Here is a 22,117-nt window from a genome sequence, read left to right as displayed (position 1 = left end):
GGCGCGCAAAGCAAAGAGCAAAAAAGTTAGGTGAAGGTGTCCGGCTCGGCATGGGCGCTCAACTGTCGAAGGCGTTCTGCAGCCAATTCAACTGGGCGGCGTTGCTGTCGATGGCAACCACGTCGAAGCGGCAGGGATGATCGGCCCAGCGAGACTCGCTTTGCAGAAAGTACTGCGCGGCGAAAACCAGCTTCTGGCGCTTGCGCTCGTCAATGCTGTCGAGCGCGCCACCCCATTGAGTATTTTTTCTGTAGCGGACTTCGACGAATACTACTGTATCGCCGTCAAGCATGACCAGATCAAGCTCGCCGCGTTTACACAACCAGTTCTGCGCCACCAGCCGCAGGCCTTGCTGCTGGAGATGCGCGAGAGCCTGGCCCTCGGCATCCCGTCCGCGTTGCTGGCGTGATCGGTCAGGCATCAGCGCTGGGTATCCGGCAGGCGCTGTACCTGGCCGTTGACGAACTCGGCCCATGGCAGTTGACGCTGTACGCGCTGGGTTGCGGATACTGCCAGGCTGCCCGACAGACCTTCGATGCGGCTGTCCGGCAGCGTCTTGAGCTGGCCCAGGCGCGGTGCCAGGCGATAGGCATCTACACCCATCGCGTACAACCGACCCAGGCTGCCACCGGCCTGGGGCCACTGGGCGGTGACCTGCTTGCGCAGTGGGTCATTGGCGTCGAGCAACCACGGGGTTTCGCAGAAGCGGATGCCGCTCATGTCGTTGTACTGGTTCTGGTCGCCGCTGGCGCTGAACACCGAAGACGTCGCGTAGACCGGCACGTCGCCGGCGTACTGGAAGTTCAGGGTTGGCTTGATCTGCTGAGCCTGTTGCGGCGTCGAGGCCAGGAAGATGAACTCGATGTCCTGGCGACGGGATGGCTGGGCTGCGACCGTGGTGCCAACGGTGTTTTGCAGGCTTTTGGCGCGGCCCTCGCTCTGGCGCAATTGGAACATGTCGGCGATCTGCTGGGCCAGTTGCACTGGCTGGTCGACCCGTTCGATCGCGATGATGGTGCCGCCATTGGCCTGCCAGTCCTGGCTGAAGGCCTTCAGTACACGATCGCCCCATTCACCCTTCGGTATCATGGCGGCGGCACGATGCAGGCCGTCGGCACGGGCGCGACGGGACACTTCGCGCGCTTCATCCTCGGGCGCCAGGCCAAACTGGAACAGTTGCGGTGGCCCTTGTTCGCCTTCGCTGTAGTTCAGCGCCAGGGTGGTGATTGGCAGTTGCGGGCGAGTGCTGATCTGCTTGACCAGTGGTTTTTCCAGCGGTCCGACCACCAGTTGCACGCCGTCGGCCTGGGCCTTGCGGTAGAACTCGTCCATGGAGGTCAGGCTGGAGCTGTCGTAGAACTGGATGCTTGGTGGCTTCTGCCCGGCCTGCTGGGCCTGGTAGTGCGCGGCCATGAAGCCTTCACGCAAGGCCTTGGCAACCGCGGCCAGCGGGCCATTCTGCGGCAGCAGCAGGGCGATCTTGCTCAGCGGCTGGCTCGCCAGTTCCTTGAGCTTGACCAGGGGTGTCGGTAGTTGCAGGGCGGCGGGGTGCTTCGGGTTCTGTTCGCGCCAGTGATCGATGGCTGCCTGCTGTTGCTCCAGGGTGCCGGCGGTCTTGACGGCCTGGGCGAGGCTCAGCCAGCCGCCCAGATCGTCGTTGCTGGTCGGTTGCAACTGGTCGGTGGGCAGCGAGGCGATCAGTACCCAGATCGCTTCGTGGTTTTTCGCCGCGGCGTCGTTTTCCAGCAGGGGCGCGATGAAGATGCGCTCCTTGGCGGCGGCCAGGGTCTGGCCATCGGCCTCGAGGGCGCGGGCGCGGACGGTGCCGGTGCGGACCTGCTGCTCTACTGGCATTTCGCTCAGGTGTTGCAGGCTTGGGTGGCTCAGGGCAGTCAGTGCCGCCTTGGGCTGGTTGCGGGTCATCGCCAGTTCAGCCGACAGCGTGCTGGCAAAAATCTGCTGGCCGGGCTTGAGTTGCTCCATCGGCACTTGTTGCAGGATCTGTGCGGACTGGCCGGCGTTGCCCTGGCGGTAGGCCAGGTCGGCAGCGCTCAGGCGCAGTAGGGCGGCTTTTTCCGGGTTTTTGCTTTGGTTGGCCTGTTCGAGCAACTGCTCGATACTGGCATCCGGGGTCCGTGGAAGTTCGCCAAGGCTGGACGAGGGCGAGCTGGCGCAGGCCGCCAGGAGGGCAGCGAGGCAGAGGGCGGAGAGCAGCCGCAGGCAAGCGATCATGTAAGTGTTCCTGATACGAGATCAAATTAGCGTCGAATTGTACCCAAGCACTGGCCGGGGCGCGATGTTAGTGGTGTGAATCGATCAATTTAGGTATTTCAAAGGGTGCGGCGCCGCACAAAAGCCGCTACTCACTCGGGTGGCGACACCAACCTGTGGCGAGGGGATTTATCCCCGCTGGGTTGCGTAGCAGCCCCAAGACCTTCCACATCGGTGTGTCAGGCTGAATGGTTTCCAGCCTTTTTGGGGCTGCTGCGCAGCCCCGCGGGGATAAATCCCCTCGCCACAATGGCTGATGTGAACAACTGAGAGGGCTGGCACACGCTACAATGGCGGTTTTTACCGATCATGAGGTGTGCGCTTTGACTGCTCCAGGTGCTTTGAATTCCGCTGCCGGCTCGCTTTATGTGGTGGCGACGCCCATCGGCAACCTGGACGATATCAGTGCTCGGGCGCTGAAAATCCTGCAGGAGGTTGCGCTGATCGCGGCGGAAGACACGCGCCACTCCCAACGCCTGCTGCAGCATTTCGGTATTTCCACGCCATTGGCGGCCTGCCATGAGCACAATGAGCGCGACGAGGGCAGCCGTTTCATTACCCGGCTATTGGCGGGCGATAACGTCGCGCTGATTTCCGATGCAGGGACGCCGCTGATTTCCGATCCTGGCTATCACCTGGTGCGCCAGGCTCGGGCCGCTGGCATCAATGTGGTTCCGGTGCCGGGCGCCTGCGCATTGATTGCTGCACTGTCGGCGGCGGGCCTGCCGTCGGACCGGTTCATCTTCGAAGGTTTCCTGCCGGCCAAGGCGGTGGGGCGGCGCGCCCGTCTGGATGCTATAAAGGAGGAGCCGCGCACGCTGATCTTCTATGAAGCGCCGCACCGCATTCTGGAATGCCTGCAAGACATGGAGTTGGTGTTTGGTCCCGAGCGTCCGGCACTGTTGGCTCGTGAGCTGACCAAGACGTTTGAAACCCTGAAGGGCCTGCCGCTGGCCGAGTTGCGAGCTTTTGTCGAAAGCGACAGCAACCAGCAGCGCGGCGAGTGCGTCGTGCTAGTGGCCGGGTGGACAGCGCCGGAAAGTGAAGACGCTGTCAGCAGCGAGGCGATGCGCGTCCTGAACCTGTTGCTTGAGGAGATGCCCCTCAAGCGCGCCGCTGCCCTTGCTGCGCAGATCACTGGCGAGCGCAAGAACGTGCTGTATCAGGTCGCGCTGGAAAAACAGAAAGGCCAGTGAAACCGGGATATGGGGCTGGCCCAAGGCTTTTAGCGCTTGTTCTTCGGGCGCTCTACCGTTAACCTTCGCGGCGGAGAGTCGATTGGACAGTCGCTGCCCTCTATGAGAATTAGGGGGGGGAGGAAAGTCCGGGCTCCATAGGGCGAAGTGCCAGGTAATGCCTGGGAGGCGTGAGCCTACGGAAAGTGCCACAGAAAATAACCGCCTAAGCGCTTCGGCGCCGGTAAGGGTGAAAAGGTGCGGTAAGAGCGCACCGCACGTCTGGCAACAGTTCGTGGCTAGGTAAACCCCACTTGGAGCAAGACCAAATAGGGTCCCAAGGCGTGGCCCGCGCTGGGACCGGGTAGGTTGCTAAAGATGTCCAGTGATGGCCATCGTAGACGAATGACTGTTCAAGACAGAACCCGGCTTACAGATCGACTCTCCACCTTTTCCCTCCCTGCCGGAATCACTGGCAGACGCAGTTCCTAATACCAAAAAAATCTTACTCTTAACAAATCACTTTAACTTGTGCGCGCAGCCTCCTGTGCTTCCTCGGGTTGAGGCGAAATTTCCTACGTCAGATTCTTGTTACCCCTCCTGAAACGCTCCTAAATCTCCGATCTATAAGGCTTTTCCTTCAATCCGCGCCTTGACGGTGCGGTGGGCGCATTCCTATAGTGTGCGCAAGTGGCGGAAAGTGGCATGAAGTGGGTTTTTTTGAAGGTAAAACGCCAAAAAGTGGAGAAACGCTGACGTGTTTCGCGGAGCTAACGCTATCAGTCTCGATGCAAAAGGCCGTCTCGCCATGCCGAGCCGGTATCGTGACGAGCTCGTTTCGCGAAGTTCGGGGCAGTTAATCGTCACGATCGACGCTGTTGATCCATGTTTGTGTGTTTACCCTCTGGATGAGTGGGAAATCATCGAAACCAAACTGCGCGCACTGCCTTCGCTGCGTGAAGAAAACCGTCGCCTGCAACGCTTGCTGATTGGTAATGCCGTCGACCTCGAGCTCGATGGCAGCGGTCGTTTCCTGGTGCCGCCGCGCCTGCGCGAATACGCCAAGTTGGACAAGCGCGCGATGCTGGTGGGCCAACTGAACAAGTTCCAGCTGTGGGACGAAGATGCCTGGAATGCGGTTTCTGCCGCCGACCTCGCTGCTATTCAACAACCGGGCGCCATGCCTGATGAACTGCGTGATTTGATCCTGTGACTATTGATAGCGGCTTTAACCACATCACCGTACTGCTTGACGAAGCCGTCGAGGCTCTCGCCGTACGTCCTGATGGCTGCTATCTGGACGGCACGTTCGGACGTGGCGGGCACAGCCGGTTGATTCTCAGCAAGCTGGGGCCGGGCGGCCGGTTGCTTGGATTCGACAAGGATCCTCAAGCGATTGCCACCGGGCAAGCGCTGGCGGCCGAAGACGGCCGCTTTGTCGTTGTGCAGCGCAGCTTTGCCGAGTTGGGTTCGGAAGTCGCCGAGCGTGGCCTGGCCGGCAAGGTCAGTGGCGTGCTGCTCGACCTGGGCGTGTCTTCGCCACAACTGGATGACCCGGAGCGCGGCTTCAGTTTCCTCAATGATGGCCCGCTGGATATGCGCATGGACCCGTCCCGTGGCATCAGCGCTGCCGAATTTGTCAACACTGCCCCGGTGGAAGAAATCGCCCGTGTCTTCAAGGAATACGGTGAGGAGCGTTTCTCCGGCCGTATGGCCCGTGCCGTGGTCGAGCGTCGCGACATCAAGCCTTTCGAGCGCACCGGCGATCTGGCCGAAGTACTGAAAGTCGCCAACCCGGCCTGGGAGAAGGGCAAGAACCCGGCGACCCGTGCTTTCCAGGGCTTGCGTATCCACGTCAATAACGAGCTGGGCGATCTGGAAGTCGGTCTCGAAGCGGCGCTTGAGGCACTGGAGATCGGCGGTCGGCTGGTAGTGATCAGCTTCCATTCCCTGGAAGACCGCATCGTCAAGCTGTTCATGCGCAAACTCACCAAGGGCGAAGCCGATAACCTGCCGCGCAACCTGCCGGTGCGTTTCGAAGCCTTCGTGCCGAAAATCAAGATCCATGGCAAAGCGCAGTTCGCTTCCGAAGCCGAGCTCAAGGCCAACCCACGCGCCCGTAGCGCCGTCATGCGTGTCGCGGAGAAGTTGCGGTGAGCAAGCTCTTCGCCAAGCCCCTGCCCGGCGGCAGCTTTTTCATGCTGCTGCTGTTTATCGGCGTGCTCGTGTCGGCCATCGCCGTGTCCTATAGCGCGCACTGGAACCGGCAGTTGCTCAATACCCTCTACAACGAACTGAGCGTGCGCGATAAAGCGCAGGCCGAGTGGGGCCGGTTGATCCTGGAGCAGAGCACCTGGACCGCCCATAGCCGCATCGAAGTATTGGCCACCGAACAACTGAAAATGCGCATTCCCGGCGCCGCCGAAGTGCAGATGGTGGCGCCATGATGAAACTCGAAGGGGCGCTGTTCCCGTGGCGGTTTCGTCTGGTTTTGGGCCTGCTCGGGATCATGGTGGCGGCGATTTCGTGGCGCATCATCGACCTGCAGGTCGTCGACCGTGATTTCCTCAAGGGGCAGGGCGATGCCCGCAGCGTGCGGCACATTCCGATCCCGGCTCACCGTGGCCTGATCACCGACCGCAATGGCGAACCCCTGGCCGTGAGTACCCCGGTGACCACCCTGTGGGCCAACGCCAAGGAAATGCAACTGGCCAAGGAAAAATGGCCGGCACTGGCCGCCGCTCTCGGGCAGGATCCCAAGGCCCTGGCCGAGCGCCTCGAAGCTCAGGCCAACAAGGAATTCATCTATCTGGTGCGCGGGTTGACCCCCGAGCAGGGCCAGAGCGTGCTCGACCTTAAAGTGCCGGGCGTCTACGGCATCGAAGAGTTCCGGCGTTTCTACCCAGCCGGTGAAGTCACGGCCCACATGGTCGGGTTCACCGACATCGATGATCGAGGTCGGGAAGGTGTCGAACTGGCCTATGACGAATGGCTCGCCGGGGTCGCCGGCAAGCGCCAGGTCATCAAGGACCGGCGCGGACGGCTGATCAAGGATGTCCAGGTTACAAAAAACGCCAAGGCCGGAAAGCCCTTGGCGTTGTCCATTGACCTGCGCCTGCAATACCTGGCCAACCGTGAACTGCGCAATGCCATCGTAGAGAACGGTGCCAAGGCCGGCAGCCTGGTGATCATGGATGTGAAGACCGGCGAGATCCTGGCCATGGTCAACCAGCCGACCTACAACCCGAACAACCGCCGCAACCTGCAACCTGCGATGATGCGCAACCGCGCGATGATCGACGTGTTCGAGCCGGGCTCGACCATGAAAGCCGTGTCCATGGCTGCAGCCCTGGAAACCGGGCGCTGGAAACCGAGCGACACCGTCGAGGTGTATCCGGGCACCTTGCAGATCGGCAAGTACACTATTCGTGACGTGTCCAAGACCGAAGGCCCGGTGCTCGACCTGACCGGCATCCTGATCAATTCCAGTAACGTCGGCATGAGCAAGATCGCCTTCGATATCGGCGGCGAGACGATTTATCGCCTGGCCCAGAAGATCGGCCTCGGCCAGGACACCGGCCTGGGCTTCCCGGGCGAGCGTGTCGGCAACCTGCCGAACTACCGCGACTGGCGCAAGGCTGAAACGGCCACCCTGTCCTACGGCTACGGTGTTTCCGTGACGGCGATCCAACTGGTCCACGCATTTTCCGCGCTGGCCAACAATGGCCGTATCGCTCCGCTGACGCTGATCAAAACCGACAAGGCACCGCAGACCACCCAGGTGATCCCGGAGAACGTCGCCAAGACCATGCAGGGCATGCTGCAACAGGTGATCGAGGCGCCACGCGGCGTCTACCGCGCCCAAGTGCCCGCTTATCATGTGGCAGGTAAATCGGGTACCGCGCGCAAGACCTCCGTGGGCACCAAAGGCTACGCCGAGAACTCCTACCGTTCGCTGTTTGCCGGTTTCGGCCCGATGAGCGACCCGCGCTACGCCATCGTCGTGGTCATTGATGAACCGAGCAAGGCGGGCTACTTCGGTGGCCTGGTTTCGGCACCGGTGTTCAGCAAAGTGATGTCCGGCACCCTGCGCCTGATGAACATTACCCCGGATAACCTGCCGCCGACCCAGCAGGCCAATACCGCACCGGTCGTTCCCTTGAAAGCCGAAGGAGGGCGTGGCTGATGTCCCTGAGCCTGAACAAGATTTTTGCCCATGCCGGTCACGATCTGTTGATTCGCGAGTTGGCCCTGGATAGCCGCAATGTACGTGCCGGAGACCTGTTCCTGGCGGTGCCGGGCGCGCGTTTCGATGGTCGCGCCCACATCGCCGATGCCCTCAAGCGCGGTGCGGCGGCCGTGGCTTATGAAGTGCAAGGCGCGACCGTGCTGCCGATCACTGACGTTCCGCTGATTCCAGTCAAGGGCCTGGCGGCACAGCTGTCGGACATCGCCGGGCGATTCTATGGCGACCCGAGCCGTCACCTGAACCTGATTGGCGTGACCGGTACCAACGGCAAGACCAGCGTCACCCAACTGGTGGCCCAGGCCCTGGACCTGCTCGGCCAGCATTGCGGCATTGTCGGGACCCTGGGCAACGGTTTCCATGGCGCACTGGAAAGTGGCCTGCACACCACGCCGAACCCGATTGCCGTACAAGCGACCCTGGCGGACTTGAAGAAGGCCGGTGCCAAGGCCATTGCGATGGAAGTCTCATCCCATGGCCTGGACCAGGGCCGTGTGACCGCGCTGGCATTCGATGTCGCGGTGTTGACCAACCTGTCCCGGGATCACCTGGATTACCACGGCACCATGCAGGCCTACGGCGAAGCCAAGGCCAAGCTGTTCGCCTGGAATGATTTGAAATGCCGGGTCATCAACCTCGATGACGAGTTCGGTCGGCAATTGGCTGCCGAAAAGCGCGAGTCCCGGTTGATTACCTACAGCCTGGAAGATGCCAGCGCCTACCTTTATGTACGCCAGGCGCAGTTCACTGACGAAGGTGTTCGCGCCACGCTGGTCACGCCCCAAGGCGAGCATCATCTGCGCAGCACCTTGCTGGGTCGCTTCAACCTGAGCAACGTATTGGCCGCCATCGGCGCCTTGCTCGGCCTGGACTACGCGTTGGACGAAATCCTCAAGGTCTTGCCGAAGCTCGAAGGCCCGGCCGGTCGCATGCAGCGCTTGGGTGGCGGAACGCAACCGCTGGTGGTGGTCGACTACGCCCATACCCCCGATGCCCTGGAAAAAGTCTTGATGGCCCTGCGGCCTCACGCCAAAGGCAAGTTGCTGTGCCTGTTTGGCTGCGGCGGCGATCGTGATCGCGGCAAGCGCCCGTTGATGGCCGAGGTGGTCGAGCGGCTGGCCGACGGTGTGTTGGTCACCGATGACAATCCACGTACCGAAGACCCACTGCGGATTTTCGACGACATCCGTGCCGGCTTCTCGGCGGTGGATAACGTCACCTTCGTGGCCGGTCGCGGCCAGGCCATCGCCCAGTTGATTGCCAGCGCTTCGGCGGACGACGTCATCGTCCTGGCCGGCAAGGGCCACGAGGACTATCAGGAAATCAACGGCGAACGCCATGCTTTCTCCGATCTGGTGGAAGCCGATCACGCCCTGACCGCATGGGAGGTGGCCCATGCTTAAGGCCCTGAAACTCAGCGAACTGACCAACGCCCTGAATGGGCGCCTGCTTGCTGCGGACGCTTCCTTCGATGGCGTCAGCATCGACAGTCGCGCCATCGCCCCGGGACAACTGTTTGTCGCCCTGGCCGGGCCGCGCTTCGATGGTCACGATTACTTGAACGAGGTCGCGGGCAAAGGTGCGGTCGCGGCGTTGGTCGAGCGGGAAGTGACCAACAGCACGTTGCCGCAGTTGTTGGTCAACGACACCCGCCAGGCCCTGGGCCAGCTCGGTGCGCTGAACCGCGCGGCGTTTGGCAATCCGGTCGCGGCCATCACCGGCTCCAGCGGCAAGACCACGGTCAAGGAAATGCTTGCCAGCATTCTGCGCACCCGCGGTCCGGTGCTGGCGACCCGTGGCAACCTGAACAACGACCTCGGCGTGCCGCTGACCCTGCTGGAACTGGCGCCGGAGCATAGCGCAGCGGTCATTGAACTGGGGGCTTCGCGGCTGGGTGAGATTGCCTACACCGTGGCCATGACCAAGCCCCATGTGGCGGTACTCAACAACGCCGGGACCGCCCATGTCGGCGAGTTCGGCGGCCCGGAAAAAATCGTCGAGGCCAAGGGCGAGATCATCGAAGGGCTGGATGCCGATGGCGTCGCCGTGCTGAATCTCGACGACAAGGCCTTTGAAATCTGGAAGACCCGGGCGGGTGAGCGCAAGGTGTTGACCTTCGCCCTGAGCAACCTCGCCGCGAATTTCTACGCCAGCGACCTGGACCGCGATGCCCGTGGCTGCCCGGCCTTCAACCTGCACAGCCCCGATGGCGCCGAGCGGGTCCAGTTGAATCTGCTCGGCACCCACAACGTGGCCAATGCCCTGGCCGCCGCCGCCGCCGCTCATGCCCTGGGCGTGTCGCTGCCAGGCATCGTCGCCGGGCTGAACGCCGTACAGCCGGTCAAGGGACGCTCCGTCGCGCAACTGGCCAGCAACGGCATGCGCGTGATCGACGACACCTACAACGCCAACCCGACGTCCATGTGCGCGGCAGTGGATATCCTCGCCGGTTTCTCCGGCCGCACCGTGCTGGTGCTGGGGGATATCGGCGAACTGGGCGAGTGGGCGCAACAGGGCCATCACGATGTCGGTGCCTATGCGCGCGGCAAAGTCGATGCGCTGTATGCCGTCGGCCCGATGATGGCCCACGCGGTCGCGGCGTTTGGCGAACACGCACAGCATTTCACCACTCAGGCCGAGCTGATCCAGGCCCTGGGCGCCGAGCAAGACCCGAACACCACCTTATTGATCAAGGGCTCACGCAGCGCAGCGATGGAAAACGTCGTCGCGGCGCTGTGCGGCACCCGTATGGAGAAACATTAATGCTGCTGCTGCTAGCGGAGTACCTGCAACAGTTCCACAAAGGCTTCGCGGTCTTCCAGTACCTGACCCTGCGCGGGATCCTGGGTGTGCTGACCGCGCTGTCGTTGTCGCTGTTCCTGGGCCCGTGGATGATCCGCACCCTGCAGAACCTGCAAATCGGCCAGTCGGTGCGTAACGACGGCCCGCAGTCGCACCTGTCCAAATCCGGTACCCCGACCATGGGCGGCGCGCTGATCCTGTCGTCCATTGGCATCAGTACCGTGCTCTGGGCCGACCTGGCGAACCGTTACGTCTGGGTCGTGCTGCTGGTGACCCTGCTGTTCGGCGCCATCGGTTGGGTCGACGACTATCGCAAGGTCATCGAGAAGAACTCCCGTGGCCTGCCAAGCCGCTGGAAATACTTCTGGCAGTCGGTGTTCGGCCTCGGCGCGGCGATCTTCCTTTATATGACCGCCGCCTCGCCGGTGGAAACCACCCTGATCCTGCCGATGCTCAAGGACTACAGCATCCCGCTGGGCGCCGGCTTCGTCGTGTTGACCTACCTGGTGATCGTCGGTTCGAGCAACGCGGTCAACCTCACCGATGGTCTCGATGGCCTGGCGATCATGCCGACGGTGATGGTCGGCGGTGCGCTGGGGATCTTCTGCTACCTGTCGGGTAACGTGAAGTTCGCCGAATACCTGCTGATCCCTTATGTACCGGGGGCGGGCGAGCTGATCGTGTTCTGCGGTGCGCTGATCGGTGCCGGCCTGGGCTTCCTGTGGTTCAACACCTATCCGGCGCAAGTCTTCATGGGCGACGTCGGCGCGTTGGCGCTGGGCGCGGCCCTGGGCACCATCGCGGTCATCGTTCGCCAGGAAATCGTCCTGTTCATCATGGGCGGTGTGTTCGTGATGGAGACCCTGTCAGTCGTCATTCAGGTTGCTTCCTTTAAATTGACCGGCCGCCGCGTATTCCGCATGGCGCCGATCCACCACCACTTTGAACTCAAGGGCTGGCCCGAGCCGCGTGTGATCGTCCGTTTCTGGATCATCACCGTGATCCTGGTGCTGATCGGCCTTGCCACCCTGAAGCTGAGGTAGAACGAGTGTCCCTGATCGCTTCTGACCACTTCCGCATCGTTGTCGGCCTCGGCAAGAGCGGCATGTCCCTGGTTCGCTTCCTGGCGAACCGGGGTGTGTCGTTTGCCGTGGCCGATACGCGGGAGAATCCGCCTGAGCTGGCCACGCTGCGCCGTGACTATCCCCAGGTGGACGTGCGTTGTGGCGAGCTGGATGTCGAATTCCTGTGCCGCGCCGATGAGCTCTACGTGAGCCCCGGCCTGGCCCTGGCGACTCCGGCCCTGCAGGCGGCGGCTGCCCGTGGCGTGAAACTGTCCGGCGACATCGAGCTGTTCGCGCGTAACGCCAAGGCGCCGATCGTCGCCATCAGCGGTTCCAATGCCAAGAGCACCGTCACCACCCTGGTGGGCGAGATGGCCGCGGCAGCTGGCAAGCGTGTCGCCGTGGGCGGCAACCTCGGTACCCCGGCACTGGACCTGCTCAGTGACGACGTCGAGCTGTACGTGATGGAGCTGTCGAGCTTCCAGCTGGAAACCACTGACCATCTGGGTGCCGAAGTGGCGACCGTGCTCAACATCAGCGAAGACCACATGGACCGCTACAGCGGCCTGCCGGCTTATCACCTGGCCAAGCACCGGATCTTCCGTGGCGCCCGGCAGGTGGTGTTCAACCGCCAGGACGCCCTGACCCGTCCGTTGCTGGGCGAGGGCCTGCCGTGCTGGTCCTTTGGCCTGGGCGTTCCGGATTTCAAAGGCTTCGGGCTGCGCGAAGAGAATGGCGAGAAGTACCTGGCCTTCGAATTCCAGAACCTGATGCCGGTGCGCGAGCTGAAGATTCGCGGCGCCCACAATCAGGCCAATGCCCTGGCGGCCCTGGCCTTGGGACATGCGGTCGGTCTGCCGTTCGACGCCATGCTCTCGGCGCTGCGTACTTTTGCCGGTCTCGAACATCGTTGCCAGTGGGTGCGCGACCTCGATGGCGTGGCCTGGTACAACGATTCCAAGGCCACTAACGTGGGCGCCGCGCTGGCGGCCATCGAAGGGCTGGGCGCGGACATCGAAGGCAAACTGGTGCTGATCGCCGGTGGCGACGGCAAGGGTGCCGACTTCAAGGATCTGCGCGATCCGGTGGCGGCCAACTGCCGTGCCGTGGTGCTGATGGGCCGCGACCGCGAGTTGATCGCCCAGGCGCTTGGCGATGCCGTGCCGCTGGTGCGCGTCGCTTCGCTGGATGAAGCGGTGCAACAGTGCCGTGCCCTCGCGCAACCGGGCGACGCGGTGCTGTTGTCGCCGGCCTGCGCCAGTTTCGACATGTTCAAGAACTACGAAGAGCGCGGGCAGTTGTTCGCCCGGGCGGCGGAGGATTTGGCATGAGCCTGATGAACATCATCAAGCCGTACCCGTCGCCATTGATCACCGGGCGTGGCATCGACCTGGATTTCCCGATGCTCGCCGGTTGCCTGGCATTGCTGGGCCTGGGCCTGGTGATGATCACGTCCGCATCGTCGGAAGTGGCCGCGGTGCAGTCGGGCAATACGCTTTACCACATGATCCGCCACCTGATTTACCTGGTGATCGGCTTGGGCGCGTGCATCGTCACCATGATGGTGCCGATCGCCACCTGGCAGCGCCTGGGCTGGATGATGCTGCTCGGTGCCTTCGGCCTGTTGGTGATGGTGCTGTTGCCGGGGATCGGCCGCGAGGTCAACGGTTCGATGCGCTGGATCGGCTTCAGCTTCTTCAACGTTCAGCCTTCGGAGATCGCCAAGGTCTTCGTGGTGATCTACCTGGCCGGTTACCTGGTGCGTCGCCAGAAGGAAGTACGCGAGAGCTGGATGGGGTTCTTCAAGCCGTTCATCGTGTTGCTGCCGATGGCGGGCCTGCTGCTGATGGAGCCGGACTTCGGCGCCACGGTGGTGATGATGGGCGCGGCGGCGGCGATGCTGTTTTTGGGTGGCGTCGGGCTGTTCCGTTTCACCCTGATGGTGGCGCTGGCGGTGGCGGCAGTGACAGTGCTGGTCCAGGCGCAACCGTATCGGATGGCGCGTTTGATCACCTTTACCGACCCGTGGGCCGACCAGTTCGGTTCCGGCTATCAATTGACCCAGGCGCTGATCGCCTTCGGTCGTGGCGAATGGCTGGGCGTGGGCTTGGGCAACAGCGTGCAAAAGCAGTTCTACCTACCCGAAGCGCACACCGACTTCGTGTTCTCGGTGCTGGCCGAAGAGCTGGGCGTCGTGGGCTCGCTGTGCACCGTGGCGCTGTTCGTGTTCGTCTGCGTGCGCGGCATGTACATCGGCTTGTGGGCCGAGAAGGCCAAGCAGTTTTTTGCCGCGTACGTGGCGTATGGCTTGTCGTTCCTGTGGATCGGCCAATTCCTGATCAACATTGGCGTGAACGTCGGCCTGTTGCCGACCAAGGGCCTGACGTTGCCGTTCCTCAGTTATGGCGGCAGCTCCCTGGTGATCTGCTGCGCCTGTCTCGGCTTGTTGTTGCGTATCGAATGGGAGAGTCGAACCCATTTGGGCAGCGAAGAGATGGAATTCCAGGAGAGCGACTTCGCCGAGGAGCCGACTCATGGGCGCTAACGTGCTGATCATGGCGGGCGGTACCGGCGGGCATGTCTTCCCGGCGCTGGCCTGTGCCCGGGAGTTCCAGGCGCGCGGCTATACCGTGCACTGGCTGGGCACGCCACGGGGGATCGAGAACGAACTGGTGCCAGGTGCCGGCCTCGAACTGCACCGGATCGACGCCAGTGGCCTGCGCGGCAAAGGCAAGCTGTCGTTGCTCAAGGCACCGCTGATGCTGCTCAAGTCGATTTGGCAGGCGCGGGCGATCATCCGTCGGTTGCGGCCCGTGTGCGTGGTCGGGTTCGGTGGTTATGTGACCGGTCCTGGCGGTGTCGCGGCGAAATTGGCCGGTGTGCCGGTGATCGTTCACGAACAAAACGCCGTGGCTGGTACCGCCAATCGGTTACTGGTGCCGTTGGCCGCCCGGGTCTGTGAAGCCTTTCCCGACACCTTTACCCTGTCGGGCAGCCGCCGTACCACCGGTAATCCGGTGCGTACCGAGCTGTTTTTCGATACACCGCGTCCGGCCCTGGCTGGACGCAAGGCGCGTTTGCTGGTCCTGGGCGGAAGCCTGGGGGCAGAACCGTTGAACAAATTGCTGCCTGAAGCCCTGTCGCAGGTCGCCCCCGAACTGCGTCCGGAAGTGTTTCACCAGGCCGGCAAGAACCACGATGAAGTGACCGCCGAGCGCTACCGCGCTGCCGGCGTCGAGGCGCAGGTGCAGCCTTTCATCAAAGACATGGCCCAAGCCTATGGCTGGGCCGACCTGGTGGTCTGCCGCGCAGGCGCGTTGACCATCAGTGAACTGGCTGCCGCCGGTCTGCCCTCGATGCTGGTGCCTTTGCCCCACGCGATCGACGATCACCAGACCCGTAACGCCGATTATTTGGCCCGTGAAGGCGCTGCCTTCCTGATGCCGCAAAGAACGACTGGCGCCGCGGATCTTGCCGCCCGCCTGACAGAGGTTTTGATGCAGCCGCAACGACTTGAAGAGATGGCCCGCGCCGCACGCCGCCTGGCCAAACCCGATGCCACGGCCCAAGTGGTCGATACCTGCCTGGAGGTGGCCCATGGTTGAGAATCGCAAAGCCATGCCACAACCGGAAATGCGCCGTATCCGCCGCATCCACTTCGTCGGAATCGGCGGCGTGGGCATGTGCGGAATCGCCGAAGTGCTGTTGAACCTGGGCTATGAAGTCTCCGGTTCCGACCTGAAAGCGTCCCCGGTGACCGAGCGTCTGGAATCCTTCGGCGCGCAGATCTTTATCGGCCACCGTGCCGAGAACGCCGCCAATGCCGACGTGCTGGTGGTTTCCAGTGCCGTGAACACCTCCAACCCGGAAGTCGCCACCGCCCTGGAACGCCGCATTCCGGTGGTGCCACGGGCCGAGATGCTCGCCGAGCTGATGCGTTATCGCCACGGCATCGCCGTCGCCGGTACCCACGGCAAGACCACCACCACCAGTCTGATCGCTTCGGTGTTCGCCGCCGGTGGCCTGGACCCGACGTTCGTGATCGGTGGGCGGCTGAATGCCGCGGGCACCAATGCCCAGTTGGGCACCAGCCGCTACCTGATCGCGGAAGCCGACGAGAGCGACGCGAGCTTCCTGCACCTGCAACCGCTGGTGGCCGTGGTGACCAACATCGACGCCGACCACATGGCGACCTACGACGGTGACTTCAACAAGCTGAAGAAAACCTTCGTCGAGTTCCTGCACAACCTGCCGTTCTACGGTTTGGCGGTGGTGTGCCTGGATGACCCGGTGGTGCGCGAAATCCTGCCGCTGATCAAGCGTCCGACCGTGACCTACGGTTTTGGTGAAGAGGCCGACGTACGCGCCATCAATGTGCGCCAGCAGGGCATGCAGACGTTCTTCACCGTGCTGCGCCCTGATCGCGAGCCGCTGGATGTGTCGGTGAACATGCCCGGCAACCACAACGTGCTCAACGCCTTGGCCACCATCTGCATCGCCACCGACGAAGGCGTCAGCGATGAAGCCATCGTCCAGGGTCTGTCCGGCTTCCAGGGCGTGGGCCGGCGTTTCCAGGTCTACGGCGAACTGCCGGTGGACGGCGGCAACGTGATGCTGGTGGACGACTACGGCCATCACCCGACCGAAGTCGCCGCGGTGATCAAGGCCGTACGCGGTGGCTGGCCGGAGCGCCGCCTGGTGATGGTCTACCAGCCGCACCGCTACAGCCGCACCCGCGACCTGTATGACGATTTCGTCCAGGTACTGGCCGACGCCAACGTGCTGCTGTTGATGGAAGTCTACCCGGCCGGTGAAGAGCCAATCCCGGGTGCCGACAGCCGCCAGCTGTGCCACAGCATTCGCCAGCGCGGTCAGTTGGACCCGATCTACATCGAACGCGGCGTGGACCTCGCGCCGCTGGTCAAGCCGCTGCTGCGCGCCGGCGACATCCTGCTGTGCCAGGGGGCCGGCGATATCGGTGGCCTGGCCCCGAAACTGTTGAACAGTCCGTTATTCGCCGGGGCCATCGTGGCTTCCAGCGCGGGGAAACTGAAATGACTGCTGCCTACGCTAACCTGGTCTCGACCCTCGATCCGAAAGCCTTCGGTCGCGTGGCCGTGCTGTTCGGTGGCAAGAGCGCCGAGCGCGAGGTGTCCCTCAAGTCCGGCAACGCCGTGCTGCAAGCCTTGCAAAGTGCTGGTGTCGACGCATTCGGCATCGATGTGGGCGACGATTTCCTGCAGCGCCTGCTGAACGAAAAGATCGACCGTGCGTTCATCATCCTGCACGGTCGCGGTGGCGAAGACGGCAGCATGCAAGGCCTGCTCGAATGCCTGGGCATTCCCTACACCGGTAGCGGCATCCTGGCTTCCGCCCTGGCGATGGACAAACTGCGTACCAAGCAGGTCTGGCACAGCCTCGGCATTCCGACGCCGCGTCACGCCGTGCTGGCGTCCGAGGCCGATTGTATTTCGGCGGCCACGGAACTGGGCTTCCCTTTGATCGTCAAACCGGCCCATGAAGGTTCAAGTATCGGCATGGCGAAAGTGAATTCGCTGCCTGAGTTGACCGCGGCATGGAAAGACGCCAGTTCCTACGATTCGCAAGTGTTGGTCGAACAATGGATCACCGGTCCCGAGTTCACCATCGCCACCCTGCGTGACCAGGTGTTGCCCCCGATTGCGCTGGGCACCCCGCACACGTTCTACGACTACGACGCCAAGTACGTCGCCAACGATACCCAGTACCGCATTCCCTGCGGGCTGGACGCCGCCAAGGAAAAAGAACTGATGGACCTCACGGCCAAGGCCTGTGAGGCGCTGGGTATTGCCGGCTGGGGCCGGGCAGACGTGATGCAGGACGCCGATGGGCAGTTCTGGTTCCTGGAAGTCAACACCGCTCCCGGCATGACCGATCACAGCCTGGTACCGATGGCGGCCCGGGCCGCTGGCCTGGATTTCCAGCAACTGGTGCTGTCGATCCTGGCCGCCAGTGTCGGCCAACAAGAGCCAAGAGGTTAAGCCATGCAAGGCGCATCGCTTCGTCATCAGCCATCCGCACCCGGTCGCAAGCCGGTGCCGCGGGGTGCCAGCCGAATGGTGGCCAAGGAGCCGATGTCGGCGCGTCTGCCGAAAGCCAACTTTGGCTTTCTCAAGAGCCTGTTCTGGCCGGTGCTGCTGGTGGCGTTGGGGTTCGGTACTTATGAAGGCGCCCAACGGCTGTTGCCTTACGCCGACCGGCCGATTGCCCGGATCAACGTCCAGGGCGACCTGAGCTACATCAGCCAGCAGGCGGTGCAGCAGCGGATCGCCCCGTTCGTGGCCTCGAGCTTCTTCACCATCGACCTGGCGGGCATGCGCACGGAGCTGGAGCAGATGCCCTGGATCGCCCACGCCGAAGTCCGCCGGGTATGGCCCGACCAGGTGTCGATCCGTCTGGAAGAGCAACTGCCGGTGGCCCGATGGGGCGACGAGTCATTGTTGAACAACCAGGGCCAGGCGTTTACGCCGCGGGAACTGGCCAACTATGAACATTTGCCACAACTGTTCGGCCCACAGCGGGCCCAGCAGCAAGTGATGCAGCAGTACCAGGTGTTGAGTCAGATGTTGCGGCCACTGGGCTTCTCCATCGCGCGCCTGGAATTGCGTGAGCGCGGCAGCTGGTTCCTGACCACTGGCGCGGGCAGCTCGGGGCCGGGCATCGAGCTGTTGCTCGGTCGCGGCAACCTGGTGGAAAAGATGCGCCGCTTCATTGCCATCTATGACAAGACGCTCAAAGAACAGATTACGAACATTGCGCGCATCGATCTGCGCTACGCCAACGGCCTGGCTGTTGGCTGGCGGGAACCTGTAGCGCCGACGACGGCCGTACCCGCCGTCGCGAAGAATTAAGAAGAGGCAGGACCATGGCAAACGTGCAAAGCGGGAAAATGATCGTCGGTCTGGATATCGGCACTTCCAAGGTGGTGGCGCTGGTAGGCGAAGTCGCGGACGACGGCACGCTGGTCATCGTCGGGATCGGTACACACCCGTCCCGCGGCTTGAAAAAAGGCGTGGTGGTGAACATCGAGTCCACCGTGCAATCGATCCAGCGCGCCATCGAAGAGGCGCAGTTGATGGCCGGTTGCCGGATCCACTCGGCGTTCGTCGGCGTGGCAGGCAATCACATCCGCAGCCTGAACTCCCACGGCATCGTGGCGATCCGTGATCGCGAAGTCAGCTCCGCCGACCTCGAGCGCGTGCTCGACGCGGCCCAGGCCGTGGCGATCCCGGCCGACCAGCGGGTGTTGCACACCCTGCCGCAGGATTACGTGATCGATAACCAGGAAGGCGTGCGCGAGCCCTTGGGCATGTCTGGCGTTCGCCTGGAAGCCAAGGTCCACGTGGTGACCTGTGCGGTGAACGCTGCGCAGAACATCGAGAAATGTGTGCGCCGCTGCGGCCTGGAAATCGACGACATCATCCTCGAGCAACTGGCTTCGGCCTACTCGGTGCTGACCGACGACGAGAAAGAGCTGGGCGTGTGCCTGGTGGACATCGGCGGCGGCACCACCGACATCGCGATCTTCACCGAAGGCGCCATCCGTCATACGGCGGTGATCCCGATTGCCGGCGACCAGGTGACCAACGACATCGCGATGGCGTTGCGCACCCCGACCCAGTACGCCGAGGAAATCAAGATCCGCTACGCCTGCGCCCTGGCGAAACTCGCCGGTGCCGGTGAAACCATCAAGGTGCCAAGCGTCGGCGACCGCCCACCGCGCGAACTGTCGCGCCAGGCCCTGGCCGAAGTGGTCGAGCCGCGTTACGACGAGCTGTTCACGCTGATCCAGGCCGAATTGCGCCGCAGCGGCTACGAAGACCTGATCCCGGCCGGCATCGTCCTGACCGGCGGTACCTCGAAGATGGAAGGCGCGGTCGAACTGGCCGAAGAGATCTTCCACATGCCGGTGCGCCTGGGCGTGCCCCATGGCGTCAAGGGCCTGGATGACGTGGTTCGCAATCCGATCTATTCCACCGGCGTGGGCCTGTTGATGTACGGCCTGCAGAAGCAGTCCGACGGGATTTCCTTCTCGGGCATCGGCAGCCGTGACAGCTACAGCAACGACGAGCCGAAGGCACCGCTGTTCGAGCGGCTCCAGGCTTGGGTCAAAGGCAACTTTTAAACAGTTTCAAAGCTTCAAGCGACAAGTTTCAGGCTTGGCGCTGGAAGACGCGGCAAACGCAGTAGGCGAAAAAACTAGAGAATGAAAGGAGAGGGAAAATGTTCGAACTCGTAGACAACATCCCCGCTAGCCCGGTTATCAAGGTAATCGGTGTCGGCGGTGGCGGCGGCAACGCTGTCAACCACATGGTCAAGAGCAACATCGAAGGCGTCGAATTCATTTGCGCCAACACCGATGCTCAAGCGCTGAAAAACATCGGCGCGCGGACCATCCTGCAACTGGGTACCGGCGTGACCAAGGGCCTGGGTGCCGGCGCGAATCCCGAGGTTGGCCGTCAGGCTGCCCTGGAAGACCGCGAGCGCATCGCTGAAGTCCTGGCCGGCACCAACATGGTGTTCATCACCACTGGCATGGGCGGCGGTACCGGTACCGGTGCTGCTCCGATCATTGCCGAAGTGGCCAAGGAAATGGGGATCCTCACCGTTGCGGTGGTGACCCGTCCGTTCCCGTTCGAAGGTCGCAAGCGCATGCAGATCGCCGACGAAGGCATCCGCGCGCTGAGCGAAAGCGTCGACTCGTTGATCACCATCCCCAACGAGAAGCTGCTGACCATCCTGGGTAAAGACGCAAGCCTCTTGTCGGCTTTCGCCAAGGCCGATGACGTACTGGCCGGTGCCGTTCGCGGTATCTCCGACATCATCAAGCGTCCAGGCATGATCAACGTCGACTTCGCCGACGTACGCACCGTGATGTCCGAAATGGGCATGGCGATGATGGGCACTGGCTGCGCCAGCGGTCCGAACCGTGCTCGTGAAGCCACCGAAGCGGCCATCCGCAACCCGCTGCTCGAAGATGTGAACCTGCAGGGCGCTCGTGGCATCCTGGTGAACATCACTGCCGGTCCCGACCTGTCCCTGGGCGAGTACTCCGACGTGGGTAGCATCATCGAGGCGTTCGCTTCCGACCACGCGATGGTCAAGGTCGGCACCGTGATCGATCCTGACATGCGTGACGAGCTGCACGTGACTGTAGTTGCCACCGGTCTGGGCGCGAAAATCGAGAAGCCGATGAAGGTGATCGACAACACCGTTCAAACCACCATGGCCTCCCAGCCACAGCAACAAGCGGCCGCTCGTCAGGAACAACCGGCTGTGAACTACCGTGACCTGGACCGTCCGACCGTCATGCGCAACCAGGCCCAGGCCGGTGCTGCGACTGCCGCGAAGATGAATCCGCAAGACGATCTGGATTACCTGGACATCCCGGCATTCCTGCGTCGTCAGGCCGATTGATGAAATGTATCAGGGGGATACGGGTGATTGGTGTTCAGCAAAGGTCTGGTCTGCTATCATCGCCAGCCTTTGTTGATACCAGTTCGCAATTTGCGCTGAAGCGGCCCATGCCATGATTAAACAACGCACCCTGAAGAATATTATCCGTGCCACAGGTGTCGGCTTGCACTCCGGCGAGAAGGTCTATCTGACCCTCAAGCCCGCGCCTGTCGATACCGGCATCGTGTTTTGTCGTGCCGACCTCGACCCTGTGGTGCAGATTCCTGCTCGCGCGGAAAACGTTGGTGAAACCACTATGTCGACCACGTTGGTCAACGGTGACACCAAAGTGGACACGGTGGAGCATTTGCTCTCGGCCATGGCTGGCCTGGGCATCGATAACGCCTACGTCGAGCTCTCCGCGTCCGAAGTCCCGATCATGGATGGCAGTGCCGGACCCTTCGTATTCCTGATTCAATCGGCTGGCCTGGAAGAGCAGGACGCGGCCAAGAAGTTCATCCGCATCCTGCGGGAAGTGACAGTGGAAGACGGCGACAAGCGCGCCACTTTCGTCCCTTTCGAAGGTTTCAAGGTGAGCTTCGAGATCGATTTCGATCACCCGGTTTTCCGTGACCGCACCCAAAGTGCAAGCGTGGATTTTTCCAGCACTTCGTTCGTAAAAGAAGTCAGCCGCGCCCGTACCTTTGGTTTCATGAGTGACATCGAGTACCTGCGCAAGCACAACCTCGCACTCGGCGGCAGTGTTGAAAACGCGATCGTGGTCGATTCCGATGGTGTACTGAACGAAGACGGCCTTCGTTATGAAGACGAATTCGTCAAGCACAAGATCCTCGATGCAATCGGCGACCTCTACCTGCTGGGCAATAGCCTGATTGGTGAGTTCAAGGGCTTCAAGTCCGGCCACGCACTGAACAACCAGCTGCTGCGCAAGTTGATTGAGCAGAAAGATGCTTGGGAAGTCGTGACGTTTGAAGATGCCAGTACCGCACCAATCTCTTACATGCGCCCTGTAGCGGCTGTGTAAGCAAAAAAACCTCTCTAGTTTTTTAAGGGCTGCCTTTGGGTGGCCTTTTTTTATGGCTGTTTCTTGGGTAAGCATCGTG

General features: G+C 62.3%; 19 protein-coding genes and 1 other RNA gene. 18 read left to right on the top strand and 2 right to left on the bottom strand.

The window, feature by feature from the left end; translation table 11 throughout:
• Nucleotides 1-58 precede the first annotated feature (58 nt).
• Together DTP52_RS19560 and DTP52_RS19555 are read right to left on the bottom strand one after the other, a co-directional pair.
• On the bottom strand, nucleotides 59-421 hold the full coding sequence (locus DTP52_RS19560; RefSeq protein ID WP_109754818.1) for a YraN family protein: 363 nt from the start codon (nucleotides 419-421) through the stop codon (nucleotides 59-61).
• Nucleotides 421-2,232, bottom strand: a complete 1,812-nt coding sequence (locus DTP52_RS19555) for a penicillin-binding protein activator (RefSeq protein WP_109754817.1) — start codon at nucleotides 2,230-2,232, stop codon at nucleotides 421-423. The genes DTP52_RS19560 and DTP52_RS19555 overlap by 1 nt, the downstream gene beginning before the upstream one ends.
• A 329-nt stretch (nucleotides 2,233-2,561) precedes the next feature.
• Between DTP52_RS19555 and rsmI the strand changes: the two genes are divergently transcribed.
• The 18 genes from rsmI to lpxC all read left to right on the top strand — a co-directional run bounded on the left by rsmI (nucleotide 2,562) and on the right by lpxC (nucleotide 22,038).
• Nucleotides 2,562-3,467, top strand: a complete 906-nt coding sequence (rsmI, locus tag DTP52_RS19550; protein ID WP_109754816.1) for a 16S rRNA (cytidine(1402)-2'-O)-methyltransferase — start codon at nucleotides 2,562-2,564, stop codon at nucleotides 3,465-3,467.
• A gap of 74 nt (nucleotides 3,468-3,541) precedes the next feature.
• An RNA gene (gene rnpB, locus DTP52_RS19545) (RNase P RNA component class A) lies at nucleotides 3,542-3,895 on the top strand.
• A 308-nt stretch (nucleotides 3,896-4,203) separates the two neighbouring features.
• Nucleotides 4,204-4,659 (top strand): division/cell wall cluster transcriptional repressor MraZ, encoded by a 456-nt coding sequence (gene mraZ, locus DTP52_RS19540; RefSeq protein ID WP_003205355.1) that lies wholly within the window; start codon nucleotides 4,204-4,206, stop codon nucleotides 4,657-4,659.
• Entirely contained in the window at nucleotides 4,656-5,603 is a 948-nt protein-coding gene (gene rsmH / locus DTP52_RS19535; RefSeq protein ID WP_162893864.1) for a 16S rRNA (cytosine(1402)-N(4))-methyltransferase RsmH, read from the top strand. Before mraZ ends, rsmH begins: the two co-directional genes overlap by 4 nt.
• A complete protein-coding gene (ftsL, locus tag DTP52_RS19530; RefSeq protein WP_003178214.1) occupies nucleotides 5,600-5,893 on the top strand; it encodes a cell division protein FtsL in 294 nt (97 codons plus the stop codon). Before rsmH ends, ftsL begins: the two co-directional genes overlap by 4 nt.
• Nucleotides 5,893-7,632, top strand: a complete 1,740-nt coding sequence (locus DTP52_RS19525; protein WP_162893922.1) for a penicillin-binding protein 2 — start codon at nucleotides 5,893-5,895, stop codon at nucleotides 7,630-7,632. The genes ftsL and DTP52_RS19525 overlap by 1 nt, the downstream gene beginning before the upstream one ends.
• On the top strand, nucleotides 7,632-9,095 hold the full coding sequence (locus tag DTP52_RS19520; RefSeq protein WP_109754815.1) for a UDP-N-acetylmuramoyl-L-alanyl-D-glutamate--2,6-diaminopimelate ligase: 1,464 nt from the start codon (nucleotides 7,632-7,634) through the stop codon (nucleotides 9,093-9,095). The genes DTP52_RS19525 and DTP52_RS19520 overlap by 1 nt, the downstream gene beginning before the upstream one ends.
• Entirely contained in the window at nucleotides 9,088-10,455 is a 1,368-nt protein-coding gene (gene murF / locus DTP52_RS19515) for a UDP-N-acetylmuramoyl-tripeptide--D-alanyl-D-alanine ligase (RefSeq protein WP_109754814.1), read from the top strand. The genes DTP52_RS19520 and murF overlap by 8 nt, the downstream gene beginning before the upstream one ends.
• Nucleotides 10,455-11,537, top strand: a complete 1,083-nt coding sequence (mraY, locus tag DTP52_RS19510; RefSeq protein ID WP_109754813.1) for a phospho-N-acetylmuramoyl-pentapeptide-transferase — start codon at nucleotides 10,455-10,457, stop codon at nucleotides 11,535-11,537. Before murF ends, mraY begins: the two co-directional genes overlap by 1 nt.
• A 5-nt stretch (nucleotides 11,538-11,542) precedes the next feature.
• On the top strand, nucleotides 11,543-12,889 hold the full coding sequence (gene murD, locus DTP52_RS19505; RefSeq protein ID WP_109754812.1) for a UDP-N-acetylmuramoyl-L-alanine--D-glutamate ligase: 1,347 nt from the start codon (nucleotides 11,543-11,545) through the stop codon (nucleotides 12,887-12,889).
• Nucleotides 12,886-14,103, top strand: a complete 1,218-nt coding sequence (gene ftsW, locus DTP52_RS19500) for a putative lipid II flippase FtsW (protein ID WP_109754811.1) — start codon at nucleotides 12,886-12,888, stop codon at nucleotides 14,101-14,103. Before murD ends, ftsW begins: the two co-directional genes overlap by 4 nt.
• Nucleotides 14,093-15,163, top strand: a complete 1,071-nt coding sequence (gene murG / locus DTP52_RS19495; protein WP_109754810.1) for an undecaprenyldiphospho-muramoylpentapeptide beta-N-acetylglucosaminyltransferase — start codon at nucleotides 14,093-14,095, stop codon at nucleotides 15,161-15,163. The genes ftsW and murG overlap by 11 nt, the downstream gene beginning before the upstream one ends.
• Nucleotides 15,156-16,616: a UDP-N-acetylmuramate--L-alanine ligase gene (gene murC, locus DTP52_RS19490; RefSeq protein WP_109754809.1), complete on the top strand. Its 1,461-nt coding sequence runs from the start codon at nucleotides 15,156-15,158 to the stop codon at nucleotides 16,614-16,616. The genes murG and murC overlap by 8 nt, the downstream gene beginning before the upstream one ends.
• Nucleotides 16,613-17,578, top strand: coding sequence for a D-alanine--D-alanine ligase (locus tag DTP52_RS19485; protein WP_109754808.1), 966 nt, complete (start codon nucleotides 16,613-16,615; stop codon nucleotides 17,576-17,578). The genes murC and DTP52_RS19485 overlap by 4 nt, the downstream gene beginning before the upstream one ends.
• Nucleotides 17,579-17,581: 3 nt before the next feature.
• Entirely contained in the window at nucleotides 17,582-18,448 is an 867-nt protein-coding gene (locus DTP52_RS19480; protein WP_030139675.1) for a cell division protein FtsQ/DivIB, read from the top strand.
• A 14-nt stretch (nucleotides 18,449-18,462) separates the two neighbouring features.
• Nucleotides 18,463-19,722, top strand: coding sequence for a cell division protein FtsA (ftsA, locus tag DTP52_RS19475; protein WP_003178237.1), 1,260 nt, complete (start codon nucleotides 18,463-18,465; stop codon nucleotides 19,720-19,722).
• A 98-nt stretch (nucleotides 19,723-19,820) separates the two neighbouring features.
• Entirely contained in the window at nucleotides 19,821-21,014 is a 1,194-nt protein-coding gene (gene ftsZ, locus DTP52_RS19470; RefSeq protein ID WP_109754807.1) for a cell division protein FtsZ, read from the top strand.
• Between the two features lie 112 nt (nucleotides 21,015-21,126).
• Complete coding sequence (gene lpxC / locus DTP52_RS19465; protein WP_030139673.1) at nucleotides 21,127-22,038, top strand: UDP-3-O-acyl-N-acetylglucosamine deacetylase; 912 nt, start codon at nucleotides 21,127-21,129, stop codon at nucleotides 22,036-22,038.
• Nucleotides 22,039-22,117 lie beyond the last annotated feature (79 nt).

This window comes from Pseudomonas sp. 43mfcvi1.1 (assembly GCF_900115935.1).
GTDB lineage: Bacteria > Pseudomonadota > Gammaproteobacteria > Pseudomonadales > Pseudomonadaceae > Aquipseudomonas > Aquipseudomonas bijieensis.
This window is presented reverse-complemented; position numbering and strand designations above follow the sequence as displayed.